We start from the raw sequence: 21,254 nt of genomic DNA on the forward strand, positions 1-21,254 counted from the left end.
TATATGAAATTAGATAGTAAACGGATTATACAAACAAAAACGCCACCAACCGCGAAACGGTGGTGGCGTTTTCAAACATTCAAAACAAAAGGGCTATCAGGCCGCTTCCGTCATCTGAGCCTTAATCTTCTTCATGGCGTTCTTTTCCAACTGCCGAATCCGCTCAGCAGACACGCCATACTTATCCGCCAGCTCATGCAGCGTCGACTTACTGTCCGTCAACCAACGCTCACGCAGAATATCCTGGCTGCGCTCATCCAACGCACTCAACGCATGCATCAAACGGCCATTGGAATCTTCCGACCAATTGGAATTCTCTAGCTGCACAGCCGGATCAGCACGACGATCCTCAAGATAATGAGCCGGCGCCTGATAAACCGCATCGTCATCGTCGTCCATCGGACCATCAAAAGACGCATCACGGGAAGCCAACCGGCCTTCCATCTCGCGAACCACCTTGGGCTCAACACCCAAATCTGCCGCGACCGCATTCAGCTCATCGTGATTCAACCACGCCAGCTTCTTCTTCTGGCTGCGCAGATTAAAGAACAACTTACGCTGCGCCTTGGTGGTCGCCACTTTCACAATGCGCCAATTGCGCAAAATAAACTCGTGAATCTCAGCCTTGATCCAGTGCACGGCAAACGAAACCAAGCGCACACCGTATTCCGGATTGAAGCGCTTGACGGCTTTCATCAAGCCAACATTACCTTCCTGAATCAAATCCGCCTGAGCCAGACCGTAGCCCGAATAACTGCGAGCGATATGAACCACAAACCGAAGATGAGAAAGCACCAACTGGCGTGCCGCCTCTACATCACCGTCGTAATGCAGCCGTTCCGCTAAATCCCGCTCTTCTTCAACCGTAAGAACAGGAATGCGACTTGCCGCCTGAATATAGGATTCTAGATTCGCGCCCGGAACCAGTCTGTCAGCCAGCTGTAAACTCGTACCCATGCATTAACCTCCGAACCTGACGGACTTAAAATATATCAACAAACTGCAAGACCGCCAAGATCATAATAAGTTCCAGAGAATTCCAGTAAAACGTTCATTATCAACAACCTGGAAAACTCACCGTACCTGCCTGAAACGCCACATCAATTTCGTCAAGCTACGCCAGCTCAAGCTTCAAATTCAATACGGTATTCCCGTGATCTGCGTCACCCACCGGCAATCTCGCCCGGCTCTATATCGTCCAGATGACGCTTTACGGCCACCCAAGCGCCCAACCAGCCTAACAGCATTGCGATGATAATCAATGCTGCCGCGCCCTCAAAGCCCAGCCCCTGCAAGGCAAACTCACTGCGATACAAGGCAGCCAGACGTTCTATAGGACCGTTTAGCCACCACAACGAGGTCTGAATCAACACCCAGGCAACCAGACCGCCGCCCACGCCAAACCAGGCGCCAGTGTACAAGAACGGCCTGCGCACAAACGCATCCGTGCCGCCCACCAGCTTCGCCACCAGAATCTCATCGCGACGATTCTCGATCGCTAAACGTACGGTATTACCGATCACCAGGATCACCGCCGCACCCAACAACAGTGACAATGCCCATACCGCTCGCGCCAGAATATCAGTCATTGCATTCAAACGCTGCAACCAGCCGAGATCGACCTGAACCTGATCTACCCGCCCCATACCTTCAACAAAGGCCACCAGTGCCTGCACACTCGCAGCCGTGCGGGCGCTTTCCTGAGGGGTGATCAACAAAGTATGCGGCAACGGGTTATCACCCAGAAAATCCAATGCATCGCCCAAACCGGAGGCTGCCCGAAATTCGGCCAGGGCCTGATCCCGCTCCACCAGCTCGACCGACAATATTCGGCCGTCACTGTCAATGTCACGAGTCAGCTCGCGGGCCTGCAGTACAGACGTATCCATACTCAAGTACGCGGTGATCCGGGCACTGCTTTCCCAACCGGCACTCACCCCCTGCAAACTGGTCAGCAATAACAGCAAAGCCACCGGCAACGCCAGCGCCACGCCCATCACGGTCCATGTCATCAAACTGGCGACCGGTGCTTTCAACAAACGCCGAGCGGACGCGCGAGCCACCTTACGATGGTGGTCGAGATAACTTCGGGCCTGATTGTTAATCGGAGATTTCGAACGCGTGGCAGCACCACGGGGGTTATCGGGCTTCTGTTTTTGGTCAGCGGCCATTCAGACCTCCTCCAACCGAGGCGCTACCGCCTGCGATCAGTTCACCGTGGTCCAGAGTCAGTCGGCGGCGGCCCATTTGGTTAATCAAGGCGATGTCGTGAGTGGCGATCAACACCGTGACACCCACCTGACTGAATTCGGTAAACAACTGCATGATGTCGGCCGACAACTGAGGGTCAAGGTTACCGGTAGGCTCATCCGCCAGCAGCACCGGAGGTTTGTTGACCACCGCCCGGGCAATACCAACCCGCTGCTGCTCACCACCGGACAACTGCATGGGGTTCATTTTTTCTTTGCTCAGCAGGCCAACCTTGTCCAGGGCTGCCCGCACCCGGCGACCGATGTCACGCGGAGCAACGCCCATGACTTCAAGCGGCATCGCCACATTGTCAAACACGCTGCGGTCGAACAACAACTGATGGTTCTGAAAGACCACGCCGATGTGGCGCCGAATGTAGGGAATCTGTCGTTTCGGCAGGCTGTTCAGTCGCTGCCCGCCGACCACCACCTCACCGGCGGTCGGCCGCTCCATCACCATGATAAGTTTCAACAAGGTACTTTTACCGGCACCGGAATGGCCGGTAAGGAACGCCAGCTCACCCCGCCCCAGATGAAAATTCACCTGGCGCAGAGCGGTGTGATCGGAGTCGTAGCGCTTGGTTACCTGACGAAACTCTATCATCTGGGCTGAGGCTCCCGGGCCTGGGTATCAGTCGTCAAACAGTGCACTGACGAAGGTTTCTGCGTCGAACGTGCGCAAATCTTCGGCCTGCTCACCCACACCGATGTAACGAATGGGCAGCTGCAGCTGACGTGCGATGGCAAATACGATACCGCCTTTCGCCGTGCCGTCCAGTTTCGTCAATGTAATGCCGGAAACACCCACTGCCTGCTGGAACACCTGCGCCTGGCTCAGGGCATTCTGTCCAGTACCGGCATCCAGCACCAACATGACTTCGTGAGGCGCAGAATCATCCAGCTTTTTCATCACCCGAACGACTTTGCTCAGCTCGTTCATCAGGTTGTCCTTGTTCTGCAAACGCCCGGCGGTATCGGCTATCAGAATGTCGGTACCGCGGGCTTTCGCCGATTCAATGGCATCGAAGATCACCGATGCGCTGTCTGCTCCGGTATGCTGGGCTATCACCGGCACGTCGTTGCGCTCACCCCATACCTGAAGCTGCTCCACCGCAGCCGCCCTGAAGGTATCACCAGCAGCCAACATGACAGACTTGCCTTCGCTCTGGAACTTGCGGGTCAGCTTGCCAATGGTGGTGGTTTTGCCCACACCGTTAACGCCAACCACCAGAATCACATAGGGTGCTTTTCCGGAATTGATTTCCAGGGGTTTGGTGACATCTTTCAACAGTCCGTGCAGTTCTTCCCGCAGCGCCTTACGCAGGGCCTCTCCGTCTTTCAGCTGATTGCGCTCCAGCTTGTCAGTCAGTGAATCGATGATTTCCGACGTGGCTGTTACGCCGACATCCGCCATCAACAAGGACGTTTCGATTTCTTCCAGCAGGTCTTCGTCGATTTTCTTACCGACAGAGAACAGATCCGCAAGGCCACCGGTCAGGCTGGCGCGTGTTTTACCCAGACCTTTCTTGATACGCTCAAAGACGCTGACCTCTGGCTCTGGCTCTGGCTCTGGCTCTGGCTCTGGCTCTGGCTCTGGCTCTGGCTCTGGCTCTGGCTCTGGCTGAGATTTTACTTCCGGTGCCGGGGCAACGTCTGGTTCCACAACCGCAGGCTCTTCAGCCGGTACTTCCGGCGCAACATCTGCGGCCGGTTCATCGGCTTTTTTCTCGGCTTCGGGTATCGGTGCCGGGCCTTTGGCGATGTCCGGCTTGCGCTGTGGGACCGGCTTCGGGCGCGGAATCCGCTTACGATTGCCGGCAACATCCAGCACGAAGAAAAGAACAAGAAGGGCCAACAGGCCAATTGAAATCCACTCTGCCGTCATAGTCTTACCATCTGTCTGAAAATGGGCGCGCGAAAGAAAGCGCACATTCTAGCAGACTGCCGGCGCTAAGTGATGGGGCGCTCGATTATCGCTCACTTCAGGCTTTCCGGTACTATGGCCCTCAAATTCACCCCACATCCAGTACCGCGGAGCGAACCATGGCGAAACGTAAATCTGCCCCCAGAAAACCGGGGTCCGGCGCACCACAAAACGCTGGCCAAGGCGGCAACGGAGAGCTGCGGATCATCGGCGGTGACTGGCGCAGCCGAAAACTGCGTTTCCCGGATGTGGGCGGCGTGCGCCCGAGCCCGGCCCGTATTCGTGAAACCCTGTTCAATTGGCTGAATTACCAAGTGGCCGGGAGCGACTGTCTGGACCTGTTTGCCGGTTCGGGTGCGCTGGGCCTCGAAGCCCTGTCTCGCGGCGCCGAACAAGCCACGCTGGTGGACCACACCCCCGCACTGGCGAAAGCACTGCGGGACAACCTGAGGCTGCTGAAGTCAGACAAGGGCGCGGTGATCTGCCAGGACGTTGAACGCTTCCTGAGCCACCGTCAACAACCCCCATTCGACATCGTGTTTATGGACCCACCGTTTCGCCAGGGCTGGCTGGACAAACTGTTCCCGCTGCTGGATTCGGAACAATGGCTAAAACCCGGAGGCTGGGTGTACGTGGAGCATGAAAGTGAGCTGCGCACTCCGCCAACCCCGAAAAGCTGGGAACTGCACCGCCAGAAAACTGCGGGACAGGTCACCTACAGCCTGTACCGCGTGACCATCGAAACGGCTCCGGAATAAAACCGGCCAACATCCCATCGGCTTTAAACGAAAAAAGCCCGAATGACCAGGTCACTCGGGCTTTCTTCAGTGCGGCGGCTAATCAGCTCACCGGGCGCAGCGAATAGGCTCGCAAGTGCGCTGAAAACTCTTCCAGGTACCGTATGCCACTGGCTTCGGCATCCTTGCACCACTCCATCAAGGCCTGCAGTTTTTCCTGAGGCTTCAGGCCACGCTGGCGCCACAGCAGTTGCAGCTCCTGATGCTTTTCATAGATCTGACGCAGAATCTCATTGCGTTCCAGAACCGTCTCCAGATGCGCCTTTTCACGCGGCTTGATGAGCGCTTCTTCCCGGTGCAGCAAACGCTTCAGCTTGCGGTACATCGGGCGAATTTCCTCATCCATCAACGACCGCTGCTGACGCAAGACCGGCTTCATGACCCGCTTACGATACTGGCGCATGATGTCAAACCGGTTGTTGGCAATGGCCTGCACCGTTTCTACATCCACGTCCAGTTTGCCGGGAACGTGGTGTGCAATCGGGCGGTAGCCTTTCGGCTTGGCCAGACCAAACAACTGGAACAGGCGAATATAACCCCAGCCAATATCCACTTCGAACCAGCGGCGCGACAGTTTTGCCGAGTTCGGGTAGGTGTGGTGGTTGTTGTGCAGCTCTTCACCGCCGATCAAAATACCGAGCGGTGAAATATTGTGGGCATTATCGGCACACTCGTAGTTCCGGTACCCCAGGTAGTGACCCAGCCCGTTCACCACACCAGCGGCCCAAATCGGGATCCACATCATCTGCAGCGCCCAAATCCAGATACCGTTGACACCAAACAGCGCCAGATTGATCACCGCCATCAGCGTGATGCCCATAAACTTGTGCGGGGTATACACCTTGCGTTCAATCCAGTCTTCCGGAGTGCGCTGGCCATAACGCTGGAGAATCTCGGGCGTTGCGGAGGCGGCGTACAACTCTGCACCTTCAAACAGCACCTTACGCACACCAAGAACGACCGGGCTATGGGGGTCTTCTTCGGTTTCACACTTGGCGTGGTGTTTGCGGTGAATGGCGGTCCATTCTTTGGTGTTCTGGGCTGTGGTTAACCACAGCCAGAAACGGAAAAAGTGTTTCAGAACCGGATGCAAATCCAGAGCGTTATGAGCCGAATGTCGATGCAGGTACAGCGTAACACTGACGATCGTGATGTGAGTCATCACCAAGGCAGCTGCAATCAACTGCCAGACAGAAAGGTCTAAAAGACCATTAAACCACATAAAATTTCCTCAAAAATCAATCTACTTCGACATACGGCACGAGAACACTACTGCGGGCATTCGAAGGGAATTATTCGACCCACACTTTAGCGTACAGCTGTACGCCAGAACAACCGTATTTGGTGGACTTTTTGTTACCGTTTACACTTATTCGTTTCGCAAGCGGCAAACGGCGGAGGTTCAGTGCCCGAATTACCTGAAGTAGAAACCACACGACAAGGCATTGCGCCCCACTGCGAAGGCCAAACCATAACCCAGGTCCATGTACACAACGGAAAACTCCGCTGGCCGGTTCCGGACAACCTGCCCGCTTTGCTGCAGCACCAAACCATTCGAGCTGTCGATCGACGCGCCAAATACCTGTTTCTGCACCTTGATGCAGGCTCGGTCATCGTTCATCTGGGCATGTCGGGAAGCTTACGGGTTATCACAGACAGCAGCCCGGCGATGAAACACGACCACGTCGAGCTGCTTCTCGGCAACGGCCGAACCCTGCGCTTCAACGACCCCCGTCGATTTGGCTGCTGGCTCTGGAGCGAAGATTACCGAAGCCACCCCCTGATCCGGGATCTTGGCCCGGAACCCTTGTCCGAGGACTTTAACGGAACTGCGCTGTTCAGGTTATCCCGCGGGAAACAAACGCCGATAAAGTCTTTTATCATGGACAACCATGTTGTGGTCGGCGTGGGCAACATCTACGCAAACGAAGCCCTCTATAAAGCGGGCATTCACCCTAAGCGCAAAGCCGGGCGCATCAGCCTCGACCGCTACCACAAGCTGGTGGAAGCCATAAAAGAAACTTTGAGTGCAGCCATCCTGATGGGCGGCACCACGCTTCGGGATTTCGTCAACAGCGACGGCAAACCGGGATATTTTGCCCAATCTCTGCTGGTGTACGGCCGTGCGGGGGAAGCCTGCCCGGAATGCCAAGCTTCTTTAAAAGAAATTCGCATGAACAACCGGTCAACCGTCTACTGCCCCCGATGTCAGCGCTAGCCTTGCACGTTATTCGTGAGTCAGCCCTCTTTTTAACCGGAAAGCGTTTGAAATTGCGGCAATATGATTCATAGTTAACAGAGAATTCATGACCGTGCGCTATACTTATTCCTTACACCTCTGAAATGCGCACAAAGATTTCGGGCTAGAAGCTCCGGTTATGCCGGGCGATTCGTTCAGGAGAGATTACCCATGATTCGCAAGTTTTCCCGCACACTGGTAGCCACTGTCGCCGCCTGCCTTCTCGCGTTTTCATCCGTGGGCCACGCCCGTGCTATCGATGAAAGCCCTTCAGCCCTGGCCATGACAACCGACGCCGTACTGTTGCGCCCAGCTCTGCTGGCCACCACCATTGTCGGCACCGCTGTTTATTTGGTGTCGCTGCCGTTTTCGGCTTTGGGCGGCAACGCCGGTGAAGCCGGCGAAGTCCTGGTGGTCGGGCCAGCCAAGGCAACGTTTGTGCGCTGCCTGGGCTGCACGCGCAGCGGCCGCAAACAAGAGGCGGTGTCGCAATCTGACGACTGAACACCCCGCACTCCTCCGTATAATTCCGGCTTGCCAGAGGCCGGAATCTAAGGCAGCCTGAAGCAAAATTCTTCAGGCTGTTTTTTTATGGTTGACTGGTCATCGCTCGACACGGTGTTTCTGGACATGGACGGAACGCTGCTGGATCTGCATTTCGACGCCCATTTTTGGCTGGAACACTTGCCCAAACGCTATGCCGAACAGTTCGATCTAAATCCGCAGGAAACCAAAGACCAGCTGATCAGCATGATCATGGCCGAACGCGGCACACTGAACTGGTACTGCACCGACTACTGGAGCGAGCGGCTCTCGGTGGACATCACTCAGCTGAAAGCGGAAGTCGGTGACCGGATCGGCTACCGTCCGCACGTTCGCGACTTTCTCAGCAGCTTGCGCCAAGCCGGTCTTCACTCGGTGATCGTCACTAACTGCCACCCCGATCCTCTGGCTCTGAAACTGCAGCGAACCGGCCTGGACCGACACGTCGATATGATCATCTCCAGCCACGAACTGGGCAAACCCAAAGAGGACCGTGATTTCTGGCACGACCTGTCTCAGCGAGTGAGCTATCGACGCGAACGCACATTGATGGTCGATGACAGCTTTCCTGTGCTGGAGAGTGCGCACGAAGCCGGTATAGGCCAGTGTCTGGCCATTCTGTCACCCGACAGTACGCAGGCCGCAAGCCCTCATCACCCTGATATTCCGGGCATTTGTCATTTCGATGAAATTTTGCCATCCCTGCAGGCTCGCGGGACACTGCCATCGGCCTGACGAGGCCGTTATAATTCGAAAGATGATTGCCCGGAGCGCTCATCAGGTAAAGAGATATGAAGGCGACAAACACTGAAGATCAAAAAGTGCGACTCGACAAATGGTTGTGGGCCGCCCGATTTTATAAAACCCGTTCTCTGGCAAAAGAGGCTATAGAAGGCGGCAAAGTTCATTACAACAGCCAGCGAACCAAACCGGGCAAAATCGTCGAGTCTGGCGCCAAGGTCACACTTCGTCAGGGCTGGCAGGAAAAAATCGTCGTCATTGACGACATCAGCGACCGCCGCCGCGGAGCACCGGAAGCTCAAAAGCTGTACCACGAGACCGAAGACAGCGCCAAAAAACGGGAAGAACTGGCCTGGCAACGTAAAACCATGCAAGCAGCGCAATTGCCACCCGCGCGCCGGCCCAGCAAAAAAGATCGCCGAAAAATTCAACGATTTCGGGAAGAGAACGATCTGTAATCCACCACTGCAGACTCGAGCGCTCCGATATCAGCATAGAGAATGCTCTGCCCTATGCGGGCAATGACAACCAATTGACCAATATTTTCAGGAGACACCATGGCATCCCGAGACCAGTTCCAGCGTTTTATCTTTGAGCACAGCCAGGTTCGGGGTGCCTGGGTGCAGCTGGGCGACAGCTACAACGAAATCACCCGGCAAGCACCCTACCCCGATACCATCCGCGATTTACTCGGCGAAACACTGGTGGCCAGCGTTTTGTTGAGCAGCACGCTCAAATTCGAAGGCACCGTGGCCCTGCAAGCTGCTGGTGAAGGCGCTCTGCGCACACTGATGGCGGAATGCAGCCACGACCGCAACATCCGCGGTCTGGCCCGCTTCGACGATCAGGCCATGAGCGGTGGCACCCTGAATGAAATGCTGGGCGACGGGCGCATGGCGATCACCATCACGCCAGACAAAGGCCAGCGTTACCAAGGCGTTGTTCCGCGAGAAGCCGAAACACTTTCCGGCTGCCTGGAAGAATACTTCGAGCGCTCCGAGCAGCTCGCAACCAGCCTGTTCCTGTTTGCCAACGAAGGCTCGGCTGCAGGCCTTCTGCTACAGCGGCTGCCAGGGCACACCGAAGAAGACGACGAACTGTGGAGCCGGGTGAATCATCTGGCCAGCACCGTGAAAGCGGAAGAGCTGCTCGAGCTCGACAGCGAAACCCTGCTCCATCGCCTGTTCAACGAAGAAACCGTGCGTTTGTTCGATGCCGAACCGGTGGCGTTTCGCTGCAACTGTTCCCGGGAACGCACCCTCGGCGCCCTGGAATCGATTGGCAAAGAGGAGTGTTACAGCATTCTGGAAGAGCAAGGCAGCATCGAGATGGACTGCCAGTTCTGCCATGCTAACTATCGCTTCGATAGAAACGATATTGACCACCTTTTCACCGGTCATACGTTACACTGACACCCGAATAGATTATCCGAAAGCCGCGCCAGAAGCGGCTTTCGGAGCAGTCGTTTTTTACCGGCGTCTCTGGCATAATAGCGCGCCTGAATTGACCCGATTGTTCAGAATTCCGTCAATTTTCTGAGTGCGGACTGAGCAGTCACTAAGACATCCCGAGGGCGAGGTCGAAGTGAGCAACACTTATACTGATCTGAATACAGCACAGCTGGTCGAGCTAGCACTGGCAAGGAACGAAGGCCAACTGGCAGCGAACGGTTCTCTAGTGGTCACTACCGGTGAACGCACCGGCCGGTCTCCCATGGACCGTTTTATTGTTCAGGAGCCCAGCACGGCTGACGATATTCATTGGGGCCCGATCAACCGCCCCTTTGATGCCGATAAGTTCGACGCCCTCTGGGATCGCGTTGAAGCCTACATTGCCGAGAAAGACCAGTTCGTTTCAAACGTTCACGTAGGCTCAGACCCTGAGCACTACCTGGCCGTGAAAATGACCACCGAAACGGCTTGGCAGAACCTGTTTGGCCGCAACCTGTTCATCCGCCCGGAGTCTTACAATCCGGCCGACAAGCAAGAATGGCAAATCCTCAACGCGGCTAACTTCCAGTGCGTTCCCGAGCGGGACGGCACGAACTCCGATGGCTGCGTGATCATCAACTTTGCCAAGCGCAAGGTTCTGCTGGCTGGCATGCGCTACGCCGGCGAGATGAAAAAAGCCATGTTCTCTGTGCAGAACTTCCTGCTGCCAGAAAAAGACGTTTTGCCCATGCACTGCTCGGCCAACGTCAGCGAAAACGGCGATACCTGTCTGTTCTTCGGCTTGTCTGGCACCGGCAAAACCACCCTGTCTGCAGACCCGCATCGCTTCCTGATCGGTGACGACGAGCACGGCTGGGGCCCGGGCACTGTGTTCAACATTGAAGGCGGCTGCTACGCCAAGTGTATCGATCTGAGCCAGAAGAACGAGCCGATCATCTGGGACGCCATCCGCTTTGGCGCGATCGTCGAGAACGTGATGATCGACCAGGATACTCGCGAGCCGGATTACACCGACGTATCCCTGACCGAAAACTCTCGTTGTGCTTACCCGCTTGAGCACGTTGAGAAGCGCGTTCTGGAAAACCGCGCCGGTGAGCCGTCGCATATCATCTTCCTGACCTGCGATATGACCGGCGTTCTGCCTCCAGTTTCCATCCTGACCCGCGAGGCTGCTGCGTACCACTTCCTGAGCGGCTACACCGCACTGGTAGGCTCCACCGAGATGGGTTCTTCGTCCAAGCTGAAGTCCACCTTCTCGACCTGCTTCGGCGCACCGTTCTTCCCGCGTCCAGCGGGCGTTTATGCTGAACTGCTGATGAAGCGCATCGACGAGTTCGGCAGCAAGGTATTCCTGGTTAACACCGGCTGGACCGGCGGCCCCTTCGGCGAAGGTAAGCGCTTCAGCATCCCGACGACTCGCGCAATCATTGCTGCGATTCAGAACGGCGATCTGGACGACGTGGAAACCGAGCATCTGGACGCACTGAACCTGGACGTGCCCAAACACATCCCGGGCGTAGACAGCGAGCTGCTGAACCCACGCAACACCTGGACCAGCCCGGAATACTACGACGGCAAGGCTCAGGAGCTGATCGGTCAGTTTGTTGAGAACTTCAAGAAGTTCGATGTGGCGGATGCCATTGTTGAGGCGGGCCCGAAACTCAACTGAGTTTCAGCCAGCTAAAAAAAAGCGCCCTGCGAAAGCACGGCGCTTTTTTCGTGCTCTGTTAACACTTAACTGGCGTAGAACAGCAACGGTACGAACGCCACCAGCACCAGAGAAATGCCCATCGCAATCAACGGCATAATGATGCGCTCGTGCCGCTGATAGAAGGTGCCCTCTTCCGCTTGAGCCGCCAGCACCTCGGCTTCGCCGACCACTTGCCGGGTCAGCAAGTGGTTCAGGGCAACCGGCGGGCTCAGGTAGCCCAACTCAAAAGCGACCAAGGTCACCATCCAGAAATGAACCGGGTGAATGCCGCTGGAGTAGGCGATGGTTGCAACCGTTGCTGTGACCAGAATCACCGCACCAAAAGCATCCATGATCATTCCCAGAATAACCAGGATGACCACCATCAGCAGCATCGCCGACCAGGCACTGTCAAAGGCCTGAGGGAAGGCTTCCATAATGTGGGAACGTTCGATGACGCCACCGATACTCACCGACAACCCCAGCAACAACAGCAAAGCGCCGATCTCCGCCGTGGTGTCATTGGTGGCATTGCGAACGCTTCGCTCCAGCCCCTGATGGGCGTTTTCGCCCGACGACACAGCTCGCTCCCGCTTACGGCTCACGTGCTCGTACAACAAAATCGACAGCATGATCACCGGCAACAGGCGCGGCGCGGAAAATTCATCCATTTTCACATCAAGCGCAAAGCGGTACAGCAGGATCACCGACACAATCACCAGTGCATAAGGAAGCAAAGGCCGGAGGGCCCGGATGCTCGCGGGGACCGCTTCTGCGCTGGGAGCAAGGTTAAACTGGCTTTGGCGGTTAACGGTGGTCGCGACAATGCCGAACAGTGTGGCGGTCAGCACGAACACCCAAATGCCCCAACCGAACAGCTCATCGGTGGTGACCTCGCGGTTCAGATAGGCAATGACAACCACCAACAAACAGGGCCGCAACACGACCCCCAACGAACCCGACATAGCGGTGGCGGCCAGCGCCAGATGTCGCCGCGCTCCCGCCGCACGCAATTCGCTGTAAATTACGGCACCGGCCGCGATCACGAAAATACCGGAGGCACCGGTGTAAGCTGTGGGGATGGCGGCAACCAGCACCGCAACTACCGCCAGCATCTCCGGCGGCATACGCCATGGCCGAAAGACATCAAACACCAGTGTAGCCAGCCTGGTCTGCTTGAGCATCATGCCCACCCAAACGTACAGACCGACATTCAGGAACATATCCGCCAACTCGACCATCTTGCCCAGATAGATACCGATGCCGGACGAGTGACCAATCAGCGCAAAGTAGGTACCGGAAATCAGGCACATCACGGTATACAAAGGCACTGCCATGAAGGCTTTGCTCGGATTTCCGCCAGGCTGGAGATCATCGGGTACACGAACAAGACGGTACAAACTGGCCAAGGTCAGGCAGGCAAAACCGGTAATCCAGAAATTATGCAGGAGCATCTCTTCACTGGACAGGGCGGTACTGCTGGCAAGCGTAGACTGTCGAAAAATCACGCTGGACCCTAGCAGCATTGCGTTGGCAATGGTTTGCAGGGTCATGGACACCGTATAATCCAGCCGCGTTTCCATCGCGCGCATGGCAATGTGGTGGCGGGTCAACGTGGCAGTGACTGCGCACAACATCACCAGAACCACCAGAATATAGCGCTGTGCTGCCAGCCCGAACGCAATCAGGTCCGCCACGAACAGCTCAACGGTCCGATAGGCCTTCACACCCGGTGTGAGCTTATCTTGCAACTCAGCATAACCGGTGTGGGCCGCCTGGCAATCCGCGGCCGAACGCTCTATCGCCAGCCGGACTTCGGCGGGGTCTTTCTCAAAATCCCCCAGTAACGCAGCCATCGGGTCGTCAGCCGGCGGCGCTTCGGCCATCTCCTTGGCCACCGCCGCATCCACATCCTGAACCACCTCACATTGCGGTTTTACCGGATCCATCCGCAGCTTGTAATAGCCACTCCAGAGCTGCTCCCCACCGCGGAGCATCTGGTTGTGGATATCACTGCTGGTAGAGAAAAGAACAACAGCAAGCAAAAGCAGACAGGCTGGCAGCGACGAAAACCACTCCAGCCCGCTACGCCTCATTCGACCCTGAATCATGACAACCTACTCTGGAAAGGACGGTTTTACAGAAGATCGTCGAGATCCATGGTTTCAACCGGTGCGCGCTGATCGTCCCAGAACGAGCCGAAGCGCCCGGTTGGCGTCCGATGTCCGGTGTTTTCCATCCACAGCTTGTCGGAAATGGTCACCAGCATGTTTCTTGCCATGGCATCAATGAAGCGCCAGTCTTCGCTGACCTCAACCGTTTTTTCTGACTCGGCGAAATCACGAATGATGTCCTTCACGAGCCCGATGTCGTTCTTGTTGGTGGCGGCAATGGCGTGAAACACATGTCCAAGGCGCACTCCGGCTTCCTTGCCTTGTTCCTGCGCTGCAGCCAAACGCTCAAAGGCATCTTCACCCTGCGGCTGAGTGCCCGGGATCATCGCCCAAACGGTGGCTCGCAGGCCCATAGGCGCGCCCCACCATTGATTGTTATCCAGACACTGACTGGCACGACCTACAACCGAACCGGTGTTGAACGGCACGCCAATGGATGATGCCGCCTGAATCTGCGCGCTCAGCGCCTGCATACCCGACAACAATCCAGCCATATAGATGAACTCGTCGGCCTCGTCGTCAAAGCTCGGGCATTCACCGCCATCCGGATTGCCGTAATGAGCGTTGTGATGCTGCCAACCTTTGAAATACCGCTTGGCCGCTACCGAGTAAGCGCGTTTTTTCTGAATAAACGCATCTTCAGCCCCGATGCCGTCATTGGCATACAGCTTGGCCATACCGTCCAGCTCGTGGCCAGTGGCCCTTTCTTCGGCGCAGCCACCGGCGGATAGGTACAGCATCACGGCGATTTGATCCGGTTCGCTGGTTACGCGGCCAAACGACATCAACAACGGTGCGGTGGCTTCACTCATGGCACAACCCATCGCAAGGTCGTCTGATTGCATCAGGTAAGGCACGGTGTGATTACGGGAAAACCCTTGCATCACATCACCCGTGGTTTTATAAACCATGTGGTTGACCACCCCACAGCCGCTTAACGCGACACTGGCTGCAACCGCCGCCACGAAACCGCGCAGCCGTGCACCTGCAGCCATCTTTTTCCGGAAAACTGTCATATCAACTACATCCTTTTATTCTTATGCGTATTCGCAGACCACTGACGCTCGGGTTTGCACATTTGTGCCAAACCCACTATAGATTGCATACGCTGCCCGCCTGCGCTTGGCAGCTCAAACAAAGACAAAAACCAAAACAAAAGACAGGAGTACCTAATGCGCAAACCTGAACTCTCCGCCGCGATCGCCGATCAAACCGGGCTAACCCGGGAAAAAGCCAGCGAGGTAATCAACGCGGTGACCGATCAGATTACTGCGGCAGCCGCCCGGGGCGACGACATCAGTCTCATCGGCTTCGGAACCTTTTCGGTTCGTAAACGGGAAGCTCGTAATGGCAGAAACCCGCAAACCGGTGCAACCATCCAGATTGCCGCCAGCAAGACCGTCGGTTTCAAACCCGGCAAAGCCCTGAAAGACGCCGTCAATTGATTCGGCGATAGCCCGCCTGGGCGGGCTATCTCTCCCGATCTACCTCAGGATGCACACTCCGACCTGGCGCCATCAACCCGACAGCGAATCGCCTTCATCAATTTGATCGCGCGCTCGTCGTACACGCCATCTTCAAGCAGCGACATCCGCACCTGACGCAGCATTTTGTCGTATTCGGCCGTGTCTTTGCGGGGCAGATTCACCCAAACGTTATCGGGAATGCTGGCTTCCGCCTCGGCGATAATTTGGTAGGCCTCGTCGATACGCTTGATGGACTCGTCACGCACCATCTGGCCGGCATCTTCCGGAAAGCGCTCGGTGTTGATAATCACCTGAAAGTTCATGTATCCCAGCGCGTACTTGAACACCCCGCCCTGATCGCCGATGCCTTTGTAGAGTTCGAGTGGCTGGTAGGCAACCGCCGGTGCATAAGCAAAATCGACACTGCCGTTATTGAACTTGCCGGCAAAATTGGCCGAGTTAGAACCCACAACCGATGCACCGACGTGACGAACCATTCGCACCGAAGCCTTATCGTAATCCAGGGTGGCTACCCGCTTACCCTGCAGTTTTTCGACCGTATCCAGTGTCCGGTCCCGGGCATGCAGGTACACGGCACCACCGGGGAACACTCCGGCGACCTCATAGGGGCCTTCAACCAGGAACGGGCGCGCCTTGGGCTGGCTTAGAGTGTTGAACAGCAAACGCATTTCCTGCTCACCCGGAATCGCCCCCATGGCTTCCAGAGTCCCGGTAAACTTGTTGAATTCCCGGGCACGGGTGCCGGTTAGCAGGACCGCGTCACACTGGCCGGCCTTGAAGTCTTCGGCCGCCACTTTTTCATCGGTGTATGCGCGCAGATCAAGCTTGATTCCGCGCTGAAGGGCGACCGGCTGAAATTCTTTGGTGATCGAAAAGAGCGGACCATTTGCACCGACCGGATCAAATACACAGAAAGAGCGTTCGATGATGTCCGTCTGAGCTTGCGCAGACATTGGTGCAATGAAACTGGCGCAGAGTGCGGTCGCCGCAGCAACACGGCGAGTGAATCGAATGGGTTTCACGGGATAACTCCTGATTATTATTGTCTAAAGCATGAACTGGCTTGGCGCCAACCACTCATTCGCTTTAACGGATTATGGTAGTTCGAGGGGGTCTAGGATACGTTGGCTGAGGTGACTGGCCGCAAGGCCTTTTAGGAATATTGGCTACAATTTGTGATGGATTCGACAGAGGGAATGCTGCCTCCGTCGAATCCTGTCGTGTGCGCTAGGCGTTAGCCACCCAAACCGGGCGGCCAGCCACCAATGTCAGCTCGACCTTTCCTTGCAATGGGCGACCGAGAAGGGGGGCATGTTTGCCTGTGGACACCAGGCTCTGCTCGCAAGGCTGCCAGCTCGCAGTTGGGTGAAAAATGCACAGATCCGCGCTGGCACCCGGTGCCAGTTCTGGCGACAACCCCACAATGCGCCCCGGGCCAAGAGTCAGCGCCGCGAGCAGGCGCTCTCGACTCAGCTCACCACTTTGGACCAACTCCAAACCGAGTGAAAGCACGCTCTCGATGCTGGACAACCCCGGCTCGGTAGCGGGCAATGGCGCTTGCTTGGCCGCAGTATCATGAGGTTGGTGTTGACTGACGATAGCATCAATCACGCCAGCCTCAACCCCCGCCACCAAAGCTTGCCGGTCAGCTTCAGAACGAAGCGGAGGCCGAACGTGGAATCGGCTATCAAAACCCGCCAGCGCCTCTTCGGTGAAACACAACTGGTGCATGGCCACATCCGCCGTCACCTGCACGCCTCGCTTTCGGGCATCCGCCACCATTTCAACGCTGCGGCCACTGGAAAGCTGACTAAGGTGTAACTTCACACCGGTTTCTTCCGCCAACAACAGCATTTCCATCACCGCTGCGGTTTCCGCCACCTCCGGTATCCCGAGCAAACCGAGACGGGTCGTTACCTGACCGTCGTGTGCGTAGCCATCGGCTGCCAGAGCCTGATTTTCCGGGCTGAACATCACGGTCAAACCGAAAGTTTGAGCGTAGGCCATACACCGACGCAGAATCCGGGCATTTTTAATACCGCGAGAGCCATTGCTCACCGCCACACAACCAGCGTTTTTCAGCCCGGCCAGATCGCTGAGCAGCTCGCCGTCCAGGCCACGGGTAATTGCCCCTACGGGCAAGACACGAACCGATCCCCGGGACGAGGCGCCGTCACGAATCAAATGAGTCACCGCACTGGAGTCGTTGACCGGCGACGTCTCCGGAGAGGCACACACCGTTGTAAAGCCCCCGTGAGCGGCCGCCAAGGTTTCGGATGCAATGTTGCCCTTCTGGCCGTTACCCGGCTCGCGTAGGTTGCAGCATAGGTCGATGAACCCCGGCGCAATCACACAGCCACTGGCATCGACATTCTGGTCGGCATCGGCACTGATAGCCTCAGCGCCGATGGCCACAATCTTGCCTTCTTTTATTAACAGGCCCGGGTTGTCGCTCTCGGTGCCTGTGCCATCAAACAGGGTACCGCCGGTGATTTTAAGGCTTTTATCTTGTGAACCCGCCTTCATGCCCGGCCCCCCTCTCGTTCCATCTGTTTTTGCTGCCGTTCCGCCATCTGACCACCCATCGCCATGGACATCACCGCCATACGAATGGCGATGCCGTTGGTGACCTGATTCAGAATCACCGATTGAGGACCGTCCGCTACCGCGGACTCGATCTCGACACCGCGGTTAATGGGGCCCGGATGCATCACGATGCAATCGGGTTTAGCCAATGCCAACTTATCCTGATTCAGCCCGTACAAGCGGTAGAACTCCCGTTCACTCGGCAACAAGGCACCTTCCATACGCTCTTTTTGCAGTCGCAACATGATCACCACGTCGAGGTCTCTCATGCCACGCGCCATGTCGTATTCCACCGTGCACCCTAAATCTTCCACATCCCTCGGCAGCAAGGTTCCGGGTGCAATCACACGCACTTCTTCCGCACCCAGTTCGTTCAGCGCCCGAATCTGGGAGCGGGCAACCCGTGAATGCAGAATGTCGCCAACAATGGCCACCTTCAAACCTGCAAACGAGCCCTTATGCTGGCGAATGGTCAACATATCCAACATGGCTTGGGTCGGGTGTGCATGGCGGCCATCGCCAGCGTTGATGATCGCCACCCCGGGTGTCACGTTATCCGCGATGAAATGAGGGGCACCACTCTGAGAGTGCCGGACCACGAACATGTCGCTGGCCATCGCCTCCAGGTTTAACAAAGTGTCGGAAAGCGATTCGCCTTTGGAAGTGGCCGAGGTGGAGATATCGAGATTAAGCACGTCTGCCGACAGCCGCTTGGCCGCCAATTCAAAGGTGCTTCGGGTGCGGGTACTGGATTCAAAGAACAGATTTACGACGGTTCGCCCGCGCAGCAAGGGCACTTTCTTAATACTGCGCTCACCCACCTCGATGAACGAATCGGCCGTATCGAGAATGTCGGTGAGCAGTTCCCGGTTCAAGCCATCAAGGGTAAGAAAATGTCGCAACTGACCACCCCGGGTCAGCTGCAAATGATTCGGGGAAGGGTCAATCGCGGTCATGGCTCGCCTGTTATCAATGGGAAGGTTTTACTGCCCGGTTTCCTGAAATTCAATGTGCAACGGCTCGGGGCCGCGTAGTTTAACTCTTTGATAGGTTTCCAGTTCAAGAACTTTACCAACCACGTCCGGCTGGATCGGCAACTCTCTGGCACCCAGATCGATCAATGTGGCCAGTATGATACTGGCAGGACGACCATAATCGAAGATCTCGTTCATGGCAGCCCGGATGGTGCGACCACTCATGATGACATCGTCCACCAGAATGATGTCCCGGCCTTCGGTATCAAACGCAAGACTGGAAGGCGTCACCGTCGGGTTCAGGCCAATACGGCTGAAATCGTCACGATAGAACGAAATATCCAGCTCACCAAAATCCTGCTTCAGGCCCAGGCGTTTGTTCAGCACGTCGGCAATCCACACGCCGCCGGTACGAATACCAATCAGCGCCGGATTCTCGATGCCCCGGCGCTCCAGAACCTCACGCAACCCCGTTTCCAGCTCATCAAGCAACTGGTTGATATCAAGCAATGCGGTCATTAAAGCCTCGTTAATCCACTCGGCCGGTCTGTTCCCGGCACCAGGTTTCCAAAATCAACACCGCCGCCAGATCATCAACACCGTGACGGCCAAAATCCCGACTACCACCTTCGGCCATCACCTGACCCTTGGCTTCAAAACTGGTCAATCGCTCATCGACCATTTCTACCGGCACATGGAAGCGACCATGAATGCGCTTGCCGAACTTCCGCGCTCTGGCACACATGTCGTTTTCGGTATCGTCCATGTTCAGTGGCAACCCTACCAACACCAGGTTCGGCTGCCATTCCGCCAACAATGCTTCGATCTGAGCCCAGTCGGGAACACCGTCTCTAGCCGGAATCATGGCCAGCGGCTGGCCGGTACCCAGCATCTCCTGACCGCTCGCAACACCAATGCGCCGGGTGCCAAAATCGAACGCCAATACACGTCTATTACCAATCTCAGGCATGACCCACCGAATCGCTAAGCTGGCTCAAATCCACGCCGATCAACTCAAGCACGGCTTCATACCGGCGCTCAATCGGGGTGCGAAATAACACATCATCAGTAGCCGGGCAGGTTAACCAGGAGTTGCTACCCAGCTCTTCCTCCAACTGCCCCTCACCCCAGCCCGAATAACCAAGCGCCACCAAAAATTCTTGAGGGCCATCATCCTGGCCGATGCTTTCCAGAACATCACGGGAGGTGGTCAATGACACCTCGTCAGTCACCCGCGCGGTGTGTTGCCACTCCCGCCCCGGTGAGTGCAGCACGAACCCGCGTTCCGGCTGCACCGGGCCGCCGGTGTATACCGGTATGTCCAGTTCGCCGCCCTGCATATCCAGTTGTTCCAGTATTTCGCCCAGATGGATACCCAAGGGCTGGTTGATCATCAAGCCCAGTGCGCCGTCTTCAGAATGTTCACAGATGTAAATCACGCCTCCGTGAAACCGGGGGTCGGATAACCACGGTGAGGCCACCAGAAAATGGTGCTTCAAGCTACCTGCAGCACTGGTATTTTCAATCATCCTGAACTGAGCCCCCGCTTCTGGAACGACCAGGTTCGTATAATTTCCAATTCATCCGCCTTCTCACGCATACTTTCCGGGAAGGGTGCAAAAGGCGCGGCCATCCTGACAATACGAATCGCCGCATCGTCCAGCACCGAACTGCCCGACGACTGCAAAATGGCCACTTCCTTTATGGTGCCATCTTTACGAATAGAAACCAGCATTCTGAGATCGCCATAAATGCCGGCCCTTCGCGCCTCCGTCGGGTAATTGATGTTCCCTACCCGAGTCACTTTGCCAACCCAGTCCTGCACATACCACGCGTTACTGGACTTCAGCGTGGAAGCCGCCGTCACGCGCATCACCCGCGGCTTACGGGCATAGGCTTGCTGCTGGGCATCGAGCCGGGCTTCCAGACTGGCGATCTCCAGACTCCGCTCCATCAGGCTTTTGCGTTTGGCGCGAGGCAAAGGCTCCGGCGCGATCTGATCATTCTGCGGCGACACCTGCCGGCGGGCGCTATCCGTCTCGACCACGGCCCGGCTTTGACTGGGCTGCGGCTCGATCGTGGATTTCGGCTCCGGCTGTACTTCAGCCACCTCTGGCTGAGGGACATCGGCCGGTTGCGGCGAGGTCATTTCCAGAGGCTCGGCTTCCGTGCCACTGCCTTGCTGATTGGTCTGAGCCAGAAAATCGGCTTGCTCCGGGGCCTGCTCGTCATCAAATTGCGACAGCGTGATCTCCATCGTTTGCGCCACCGAACTGGGCAGCTCCGGCGCAAACGTAATACCCAAGACTATGATGGCGTGCAGCGCCACCGCCATGAAAAGGGTGAATGAAAGTCGATCGAAATCACTTACCTGAACTGCCATCACGTGTCCTGATTCT

The 21,254-nt window shown here is 56.5% G+C and carries 22 protein-coding genes; 8 read left to right on the plus strand and 14 right to left on the minus strand.

Annotation, left to right across the window (positions count from 1 at the left end):
- Positions 1 to 96: 96 nt before the first annotated feature.
- The 4 genes from rpoH to ftsY all read right to left on the minus strand — a co-directional run bounded on the left by rpoH (position 97) and on the right by ftsY (position 4,134).
- Entirely contained in the window at positions 97 to 957 is an 861-nt protein-coding gene (gene rpoH, locus Q9245_RS08075) for an RNA polymerase sigma factor RpoH (RefSeq protein ID WP_305896648.1), read from the minus strand.
- A gap of 206 nt (positions 958 to 1,163) precedes the next feature.
- Positions 1,164 to 2,171, minus strand: a complete 1,008-nt coding sequence (gene ftsX / locus Q9245_RS08080) for a permease-like cell division protein FtsX (protein ID WP_305896649.1) — start codon at positions 2,169 to 2,171, stop codon at positions 1,164 to 1,166.
- The gene (ftsE, locus tag Q9245_RS08085) at positions 2,161 to 2,853 is read right to left on the minus strand and encodes a cell division ATP-binding protein FtsE (protein WP_305896650.1); all 693 of its coding nucleotides are present in this window, start codon (positions 2,851 to 2,853) and stop codon (positions 2,161 to 2,163) included. The genes ftsX and ftsE overlap by 11 nt, the downstream gene beginning before the upstream one ends.
- 27 nt (positions 2,854 to 2,880) lie before the next feature.
- Entirely contained in the window at positions 2,881 to 4,134 is a 1,254-nt protein-coding gene (gene ftsY / locus Q9245_RS08090; RefSeq protein WP_305896651.1) for a signal recognition particle-docking protein FtsY, read from the minus strand.
- Between the two features lie 158 nt (positions 4,135 to 4,292).
- On the opposite strand from ftsY, the gene rsmD reads away from it, so the two are divergent.
- Complete coding sequence (gene rsmD, locus Q9245_RS08095; protein ID WP_305896652.1) at positions 4,293 to 4,931, plus strand: 16S rRNA (guanine(966)-N(2))-methyltransferase RsmD; 639 nt, start codon at positions 4,293 to 4,295, stop codon at positions 4,929 to 4,931.
- Positions 4,932 to 5,013: 82 nt separating this feature from the next.
- On the opposite strand, the gene Q9245_RS08100 is transcribed toward rsmD, so the two are convergent.
- On the minus strand, positions 5,014 to 6,192 hold the full coding sequence (locus tag Q9245_RS08100) for a fatty acid desaturase (protein WP_305896653.1): 1,179 nt from the start codon (positions 6,190 to 6,192) through the stop codon (positions 5,014 to 5,016).
- A 183-nt stretch (positions 6,193 to 6,375) separates the two neighbouring features.
- On the opposite strand from Q9245_RS08100, the gene mutM reads away from it, so the two are divergent.
- The 6 genes from mutM to Q9245_RS08130 all read left to right on the plus strand — a co-directional run bounded on the left by mutM (position 6,376) and on the right by Q9245_RS08130 (position 11,613).
- Entirely contained in the window at positions 6,376 to 7,188 is an 813-nt protein-coding gene (gene mutM, locus Q9245_RS08105) for a bifunctional DNA-formamidopyrimidine glycosylase/DNA-(apurinic or apyrimidinic site) lyase (RefSeq protein WP_305896654.1), read from the plus strand.
- 192 nt (positions 7,189 to 7,380) lie between these two features.
- Positions 7,381 to 7,713: a hypothetical protein gene (locus tag Q9245_RS08110; protein ID WP_305896655.1), complete on the plus strand. Its 333-nt coding sequence runs from the start codon at positions 7,381 to 7,383 to the stop codon at positions 7,711 to 7,713.
- A gap of 87 nt (positions 7,714 to 7,800) precedes the next feature.
- On the plus strand, positions 7,801 to 8,487 hold the full coding sequence (gene yrfG, locus Q9245_RS08115; RefSeq protein ID WP_305896656.1) for a GMP/IMP nucleotidase: 687 nt from the start codon (positions 7,801 to 7,803) through the stop codon (positions 8,485 to 8,487).
- Positions 8,488 to 8,543: 56 nt separating this feature from the next.
- Complete coding sequence (gene hslR, locus Q9245_RS08120; RefSeq protein ID WP_305896657.1) at positions 8,544 to 8,951, plus strand: ribosome-associated heat shock protein Hsp15; 408 nt, start codon at positions 8,544 to 8,546, stop codon at positions 8,949 to 8,951.
- Positions 8,952 to 9,050: 99 nt separating this feature from the next.
- Entirely contained in the window at positions 9,051 to 9,905 is an 855-nt protein-coding gene (gene hslO / locus Q9245_RS08125) for an Hsp33 family molecular chaperone HslO (RefSeq protein WP_305896658.1), read from the plus strand.
- Positions 9,906 to 10,077: 172 nt separating this feature from the next.
- Positions 10,078 to 11,613, plus strand: coding sequence for a phosphoenolpyruvate carboxykinase (locus Q9245_RS08130; RefSeq protein WP_305896659.1), 1,536 nt, complete (start codon positions 10,078 to 10,080; stop codon positions 11,611 to 11,613).
- 65 nt (positions 11,614 to 11,678) lie between these two features.
- On the opposite strand, the gene Q9245_RS08135 is transcribed toward Q9245_RS08130, so the two are convergent.
- Complete coding sequence (locus Q9245_RS08135) at positions 11,679 to 13,745, minus strand: TRAP transporter large permease subunit (RefSeq protein WP_305896660.1); 2,067 nt, start codon at positions 13,743 to 13,745, stop codon at positions 11,679 to 11,681.
- A 26-nt stretch (positions 13,746 to 13,771) separates the two neighbouring features.
- Entirely contained in the window at positions 13,772 to 14,824 is a 1,053-nt protein-coding gene (locus Q9245_RS08140) for a hypothetical protein (protein ID WP_305896661.1), read from the minus strand.
- Positions 14,825 to 14,980: 156 nt separating this feature from the next.
- Between Q9245_RS08140 and Q9245_RS08145 the strand changes: the two genes are divergently transcribed.
- Entirely contained in the window at positions 14,981 to 15,253 is a 273-nt protein-coding gene (locus Q9245_RS08145; protein WP_305896662.1) for an HU family DNA-binding protein, read from the plus strand.
- A gap of 44 nt (positions 15,254 to 15,297) precedes the next feature.
- Here the strand turns inward: Q9245_RS08145 and Q9245_RS08150 are convergent, their stop codons facing one another.
- The 7 genes from Q9245_RS08150 to Q9245_RS08180 all read right to left on the minus strand — a co-directional run bounded on the left by Q9245_RS08150 (position 15,298) and on the right by Q9245_RS08180 (position 21,238).
- Positions 15,298 to 16,317 (minus strand): putative solute-binding protein, encoded by a 1,020-nt coding sequence (locus tag Q9245_RS08150; RefSeq protein ID WP_305896663.1) that lies wholly within the window; start codon positions 16,315 to 16,317, stop codon positions 15,298 to 15,300.
- A gap of 205 nt (positions 16,318 to 16,522) precedes the next feature.
- Positions 16,523 to 17,821, minus strand: coding sequence for a dihydroorotase family protein (locus Q9245_RS08155; protein WP_305896664.1), 1,299 nt, complete (start codon positions 17,819 to 17,821; stop codon positions 16,523 to 16,525).
- Positions 17,818 to 18,837 carry an aspartate carbamoyltransferase catalytic subunit gene (locus Q9245_RS08160; protein ID WP_305896665.1) on the minus strand — a complete coding sequence of 340 codons (1,020 nt, stop codon included), beginning with the start codon at positions 18,835 to 18,837 and terminating at the stop codon, positions 17,818 to 17,820. The genes Q9245_RS08155 and Q9245_RS08160 overlap by 4 nt, the downstream gene beginning before the upstream one ends.
- A gap of 27 nt (positions 18,838 to 18,864) precedes the next feature.
- Positions 18,865 to 19,374 (minus strand): bifunctional pyr operon transcriptional regulator/uracil phosphoribosyltransferase PyrR, encoded by a 510-nt coding sequence (gene pyrR, locus Q9245_RS08165; RefSeq protein ID WP_305896666.1) that lies wholly within the window; start codon positions 19,372 to 19,374, stop codon positions 18,865 to 18,867.
- 10 nt (positions 19,375 to 19,384) lie between these two features.
- Positions 19,385 to 19,825 carry a Holliday junction resolvase RuvX gene (ruvX, locus tag Q9245_RS08170; protein WP_305896667.1) on the minus strand — a complete coding sequence of 147 codons (441 nt, stop codon included), beginning with the start codon at positions 19,823 to 19,825 and terminating at the stop codon, positions 19,385 to 19,387.
- The gene (locus Q9245_RS08175) at positions 19,818 to 20,384 is read right to left on the minus strand and encodes a YqgE/AlgH family protein (RefSeq protein WP_305896668.1); all 567 of its coding nucleotides are present in this window, start codon (positions 20,382 to 20,384) and stop codon (positions 19,818 to 19,820) included. The genes ruvX and Q9245_RS08175 overlap by 8 nt, the downstream gene beginning before the upstream one ends.
- Positions 20,381 to 21,238, minus strand: coding sequence for an energy transducer TonB (locus Q9245_RS08180; RefSeq protein ID WP_305896669.1), 858 nt, complete (start codon positions 21,236 to 21,238; stop codon positions 20,381 to 20,383). The genes Q9245_RS08175 and Q9245_RS08180 overlap by 4 nt, the downstream gene beginning before the upstream one ends.
- Positions 21,239 to 21,254: the final 16 nt, after the last annotated feature.

This window comes from Marinobacter sp. MDS2 (assembly GCF_030718085.1).
Taxonomy (GTDB): domain Bacteria; phylum Pseudomonadota; class Gammaproteobacteria; order Pseudomonadales; family Oleiphilaceae; genus Marinobacter.

Bases quoted from the DNA above. Each gene is read 5' to 3' on its own strand.
- Q9245_RS08140 (WP_305896661.1), bottom strand. From the start codon at position 14,824: ATGACAGTTTTCCGGAAAAAGATGGCTGCAGGTGCACGGCTGCGCGGT.
- Q9245_RS08175 (WP_305896668.1), bottom strand. From the start codon at position 20,384: ATGATTGAAAATACCAGTGCTGCAGGTAGCTTGAAGCACCATTTTCTG.
- hslO (WP_305896658.1), top strand. From the start codon at position 9,051: ATGGCATCCCGAGACCAGTTCCAGCGTTTTATCTTTGAGCACAGCCAG.
- pyrR (WP_305896666.1), bottom strand. From the start codon at position 19,374: ATGACCGCATTGCTTGATATCAACCAGTTGCTTGATGAGCTGGAAACG.
- ftsE (WP_305896650.1), bottom strand. From the start codon at position 2,853: ATGATAGAGTTTCGTCAGGTAACCAAGCGCTACGACTCCGATCACACC.
- Q9245_RS08100 (WP_305896653.1), bottom strand. From the start codon at position 6,192: ATGTGGTTTAATGGTCTTTTAGACCTTTCTGTCTGGCAGTTGATTGCA.
- Q9245_RS08160 (WP_305896665.1), bottom strand. From the start codon at position 18,837: ATGACCGCGATTGACCCTTCCCCGAATCATTTGCAGCTGACCCGGGGT.
- Q9245_RS08145 (WP_305896662.1), top strand. From the start codon at position 14,981: ATGCGCAAACCTGAACTCTCCGCCGCGATCGCCGATCAAACCGGGCTA.
- yrfG (WP_305896656.1), top strand. From the start codon at position 7,801: ATGGTTGACTGGTCATCGCTCGACACGGTGTTTCTGGACATGGACGGA.
- hslR (WP_305896657.1), top strand. From the start codon at position 8,544: ATGAAGGCGACAAACACTGAAGATCAAAAAGTGCGACTCGACAAATGG.
- ftsX (WP_305896649.1), bottom strand. From the start codon at position 2,171: ATGGCCGCTGACCAAAAACAGAAGCCCGATAACCCCCGTGGTGCTGCC.
- Q9245_RS08180 (WP_305896669.1), bottom strand. From the start codon at position 21,238: ATGGCAGTTCAGGTAAGTGATTTCGATCGACTTTCATTCACCCTTTTC.
- ruvX (WP_305896667.1), bottom strand. From the start codon at position 19,825: ATGCCTGAGATTGGTAATAGACGTGTATTGGCGTTCGATTTTGGCACC.
- Q9245_RS08110 (WP_305896655.1), top strand. From the start codon at position 7,381: ATGATTCGCAAGTTTTCCCGCACACTGGTAGCCACTGTCGCCGCCTGC.
- Q9245_RS08155 (WP_305896664.1), bottom strand. From the start codon at position 17,821: ATGAAGGCGGGTTCACAAGATAAAAGCCTTAAAATCACCGGCGGTACC.
- rpoH (WP_305896648.1), bottom strand. From the start codon at position 957: ATGGGTACGAGTTTACAGCTGGCTGACAGACTGGTTCCGGGCGCGAAT.
- ftsY (WP_305896651.1), bottom strand. From the start codon at position 4,134: ATGACGGCAGAGTGGATTTCAATTGGCCTGTTGGCCCTTCTTGTTCTT.
- Q9245_RS08135 (WP_305896660.1), bottom strand. From the start codon at position 13,745: ATGATTCAGGGTCGAATGAGGCGTAGCGGGCTGGAGTGGTTTTCGTCG.
- rsmD (WP_305896652.1), top strand. From the start codon at position 4,293: ATGGCGAAACGTAAATCTGCCCCCAGAAAACCGGGGTCCGGCGCACCA.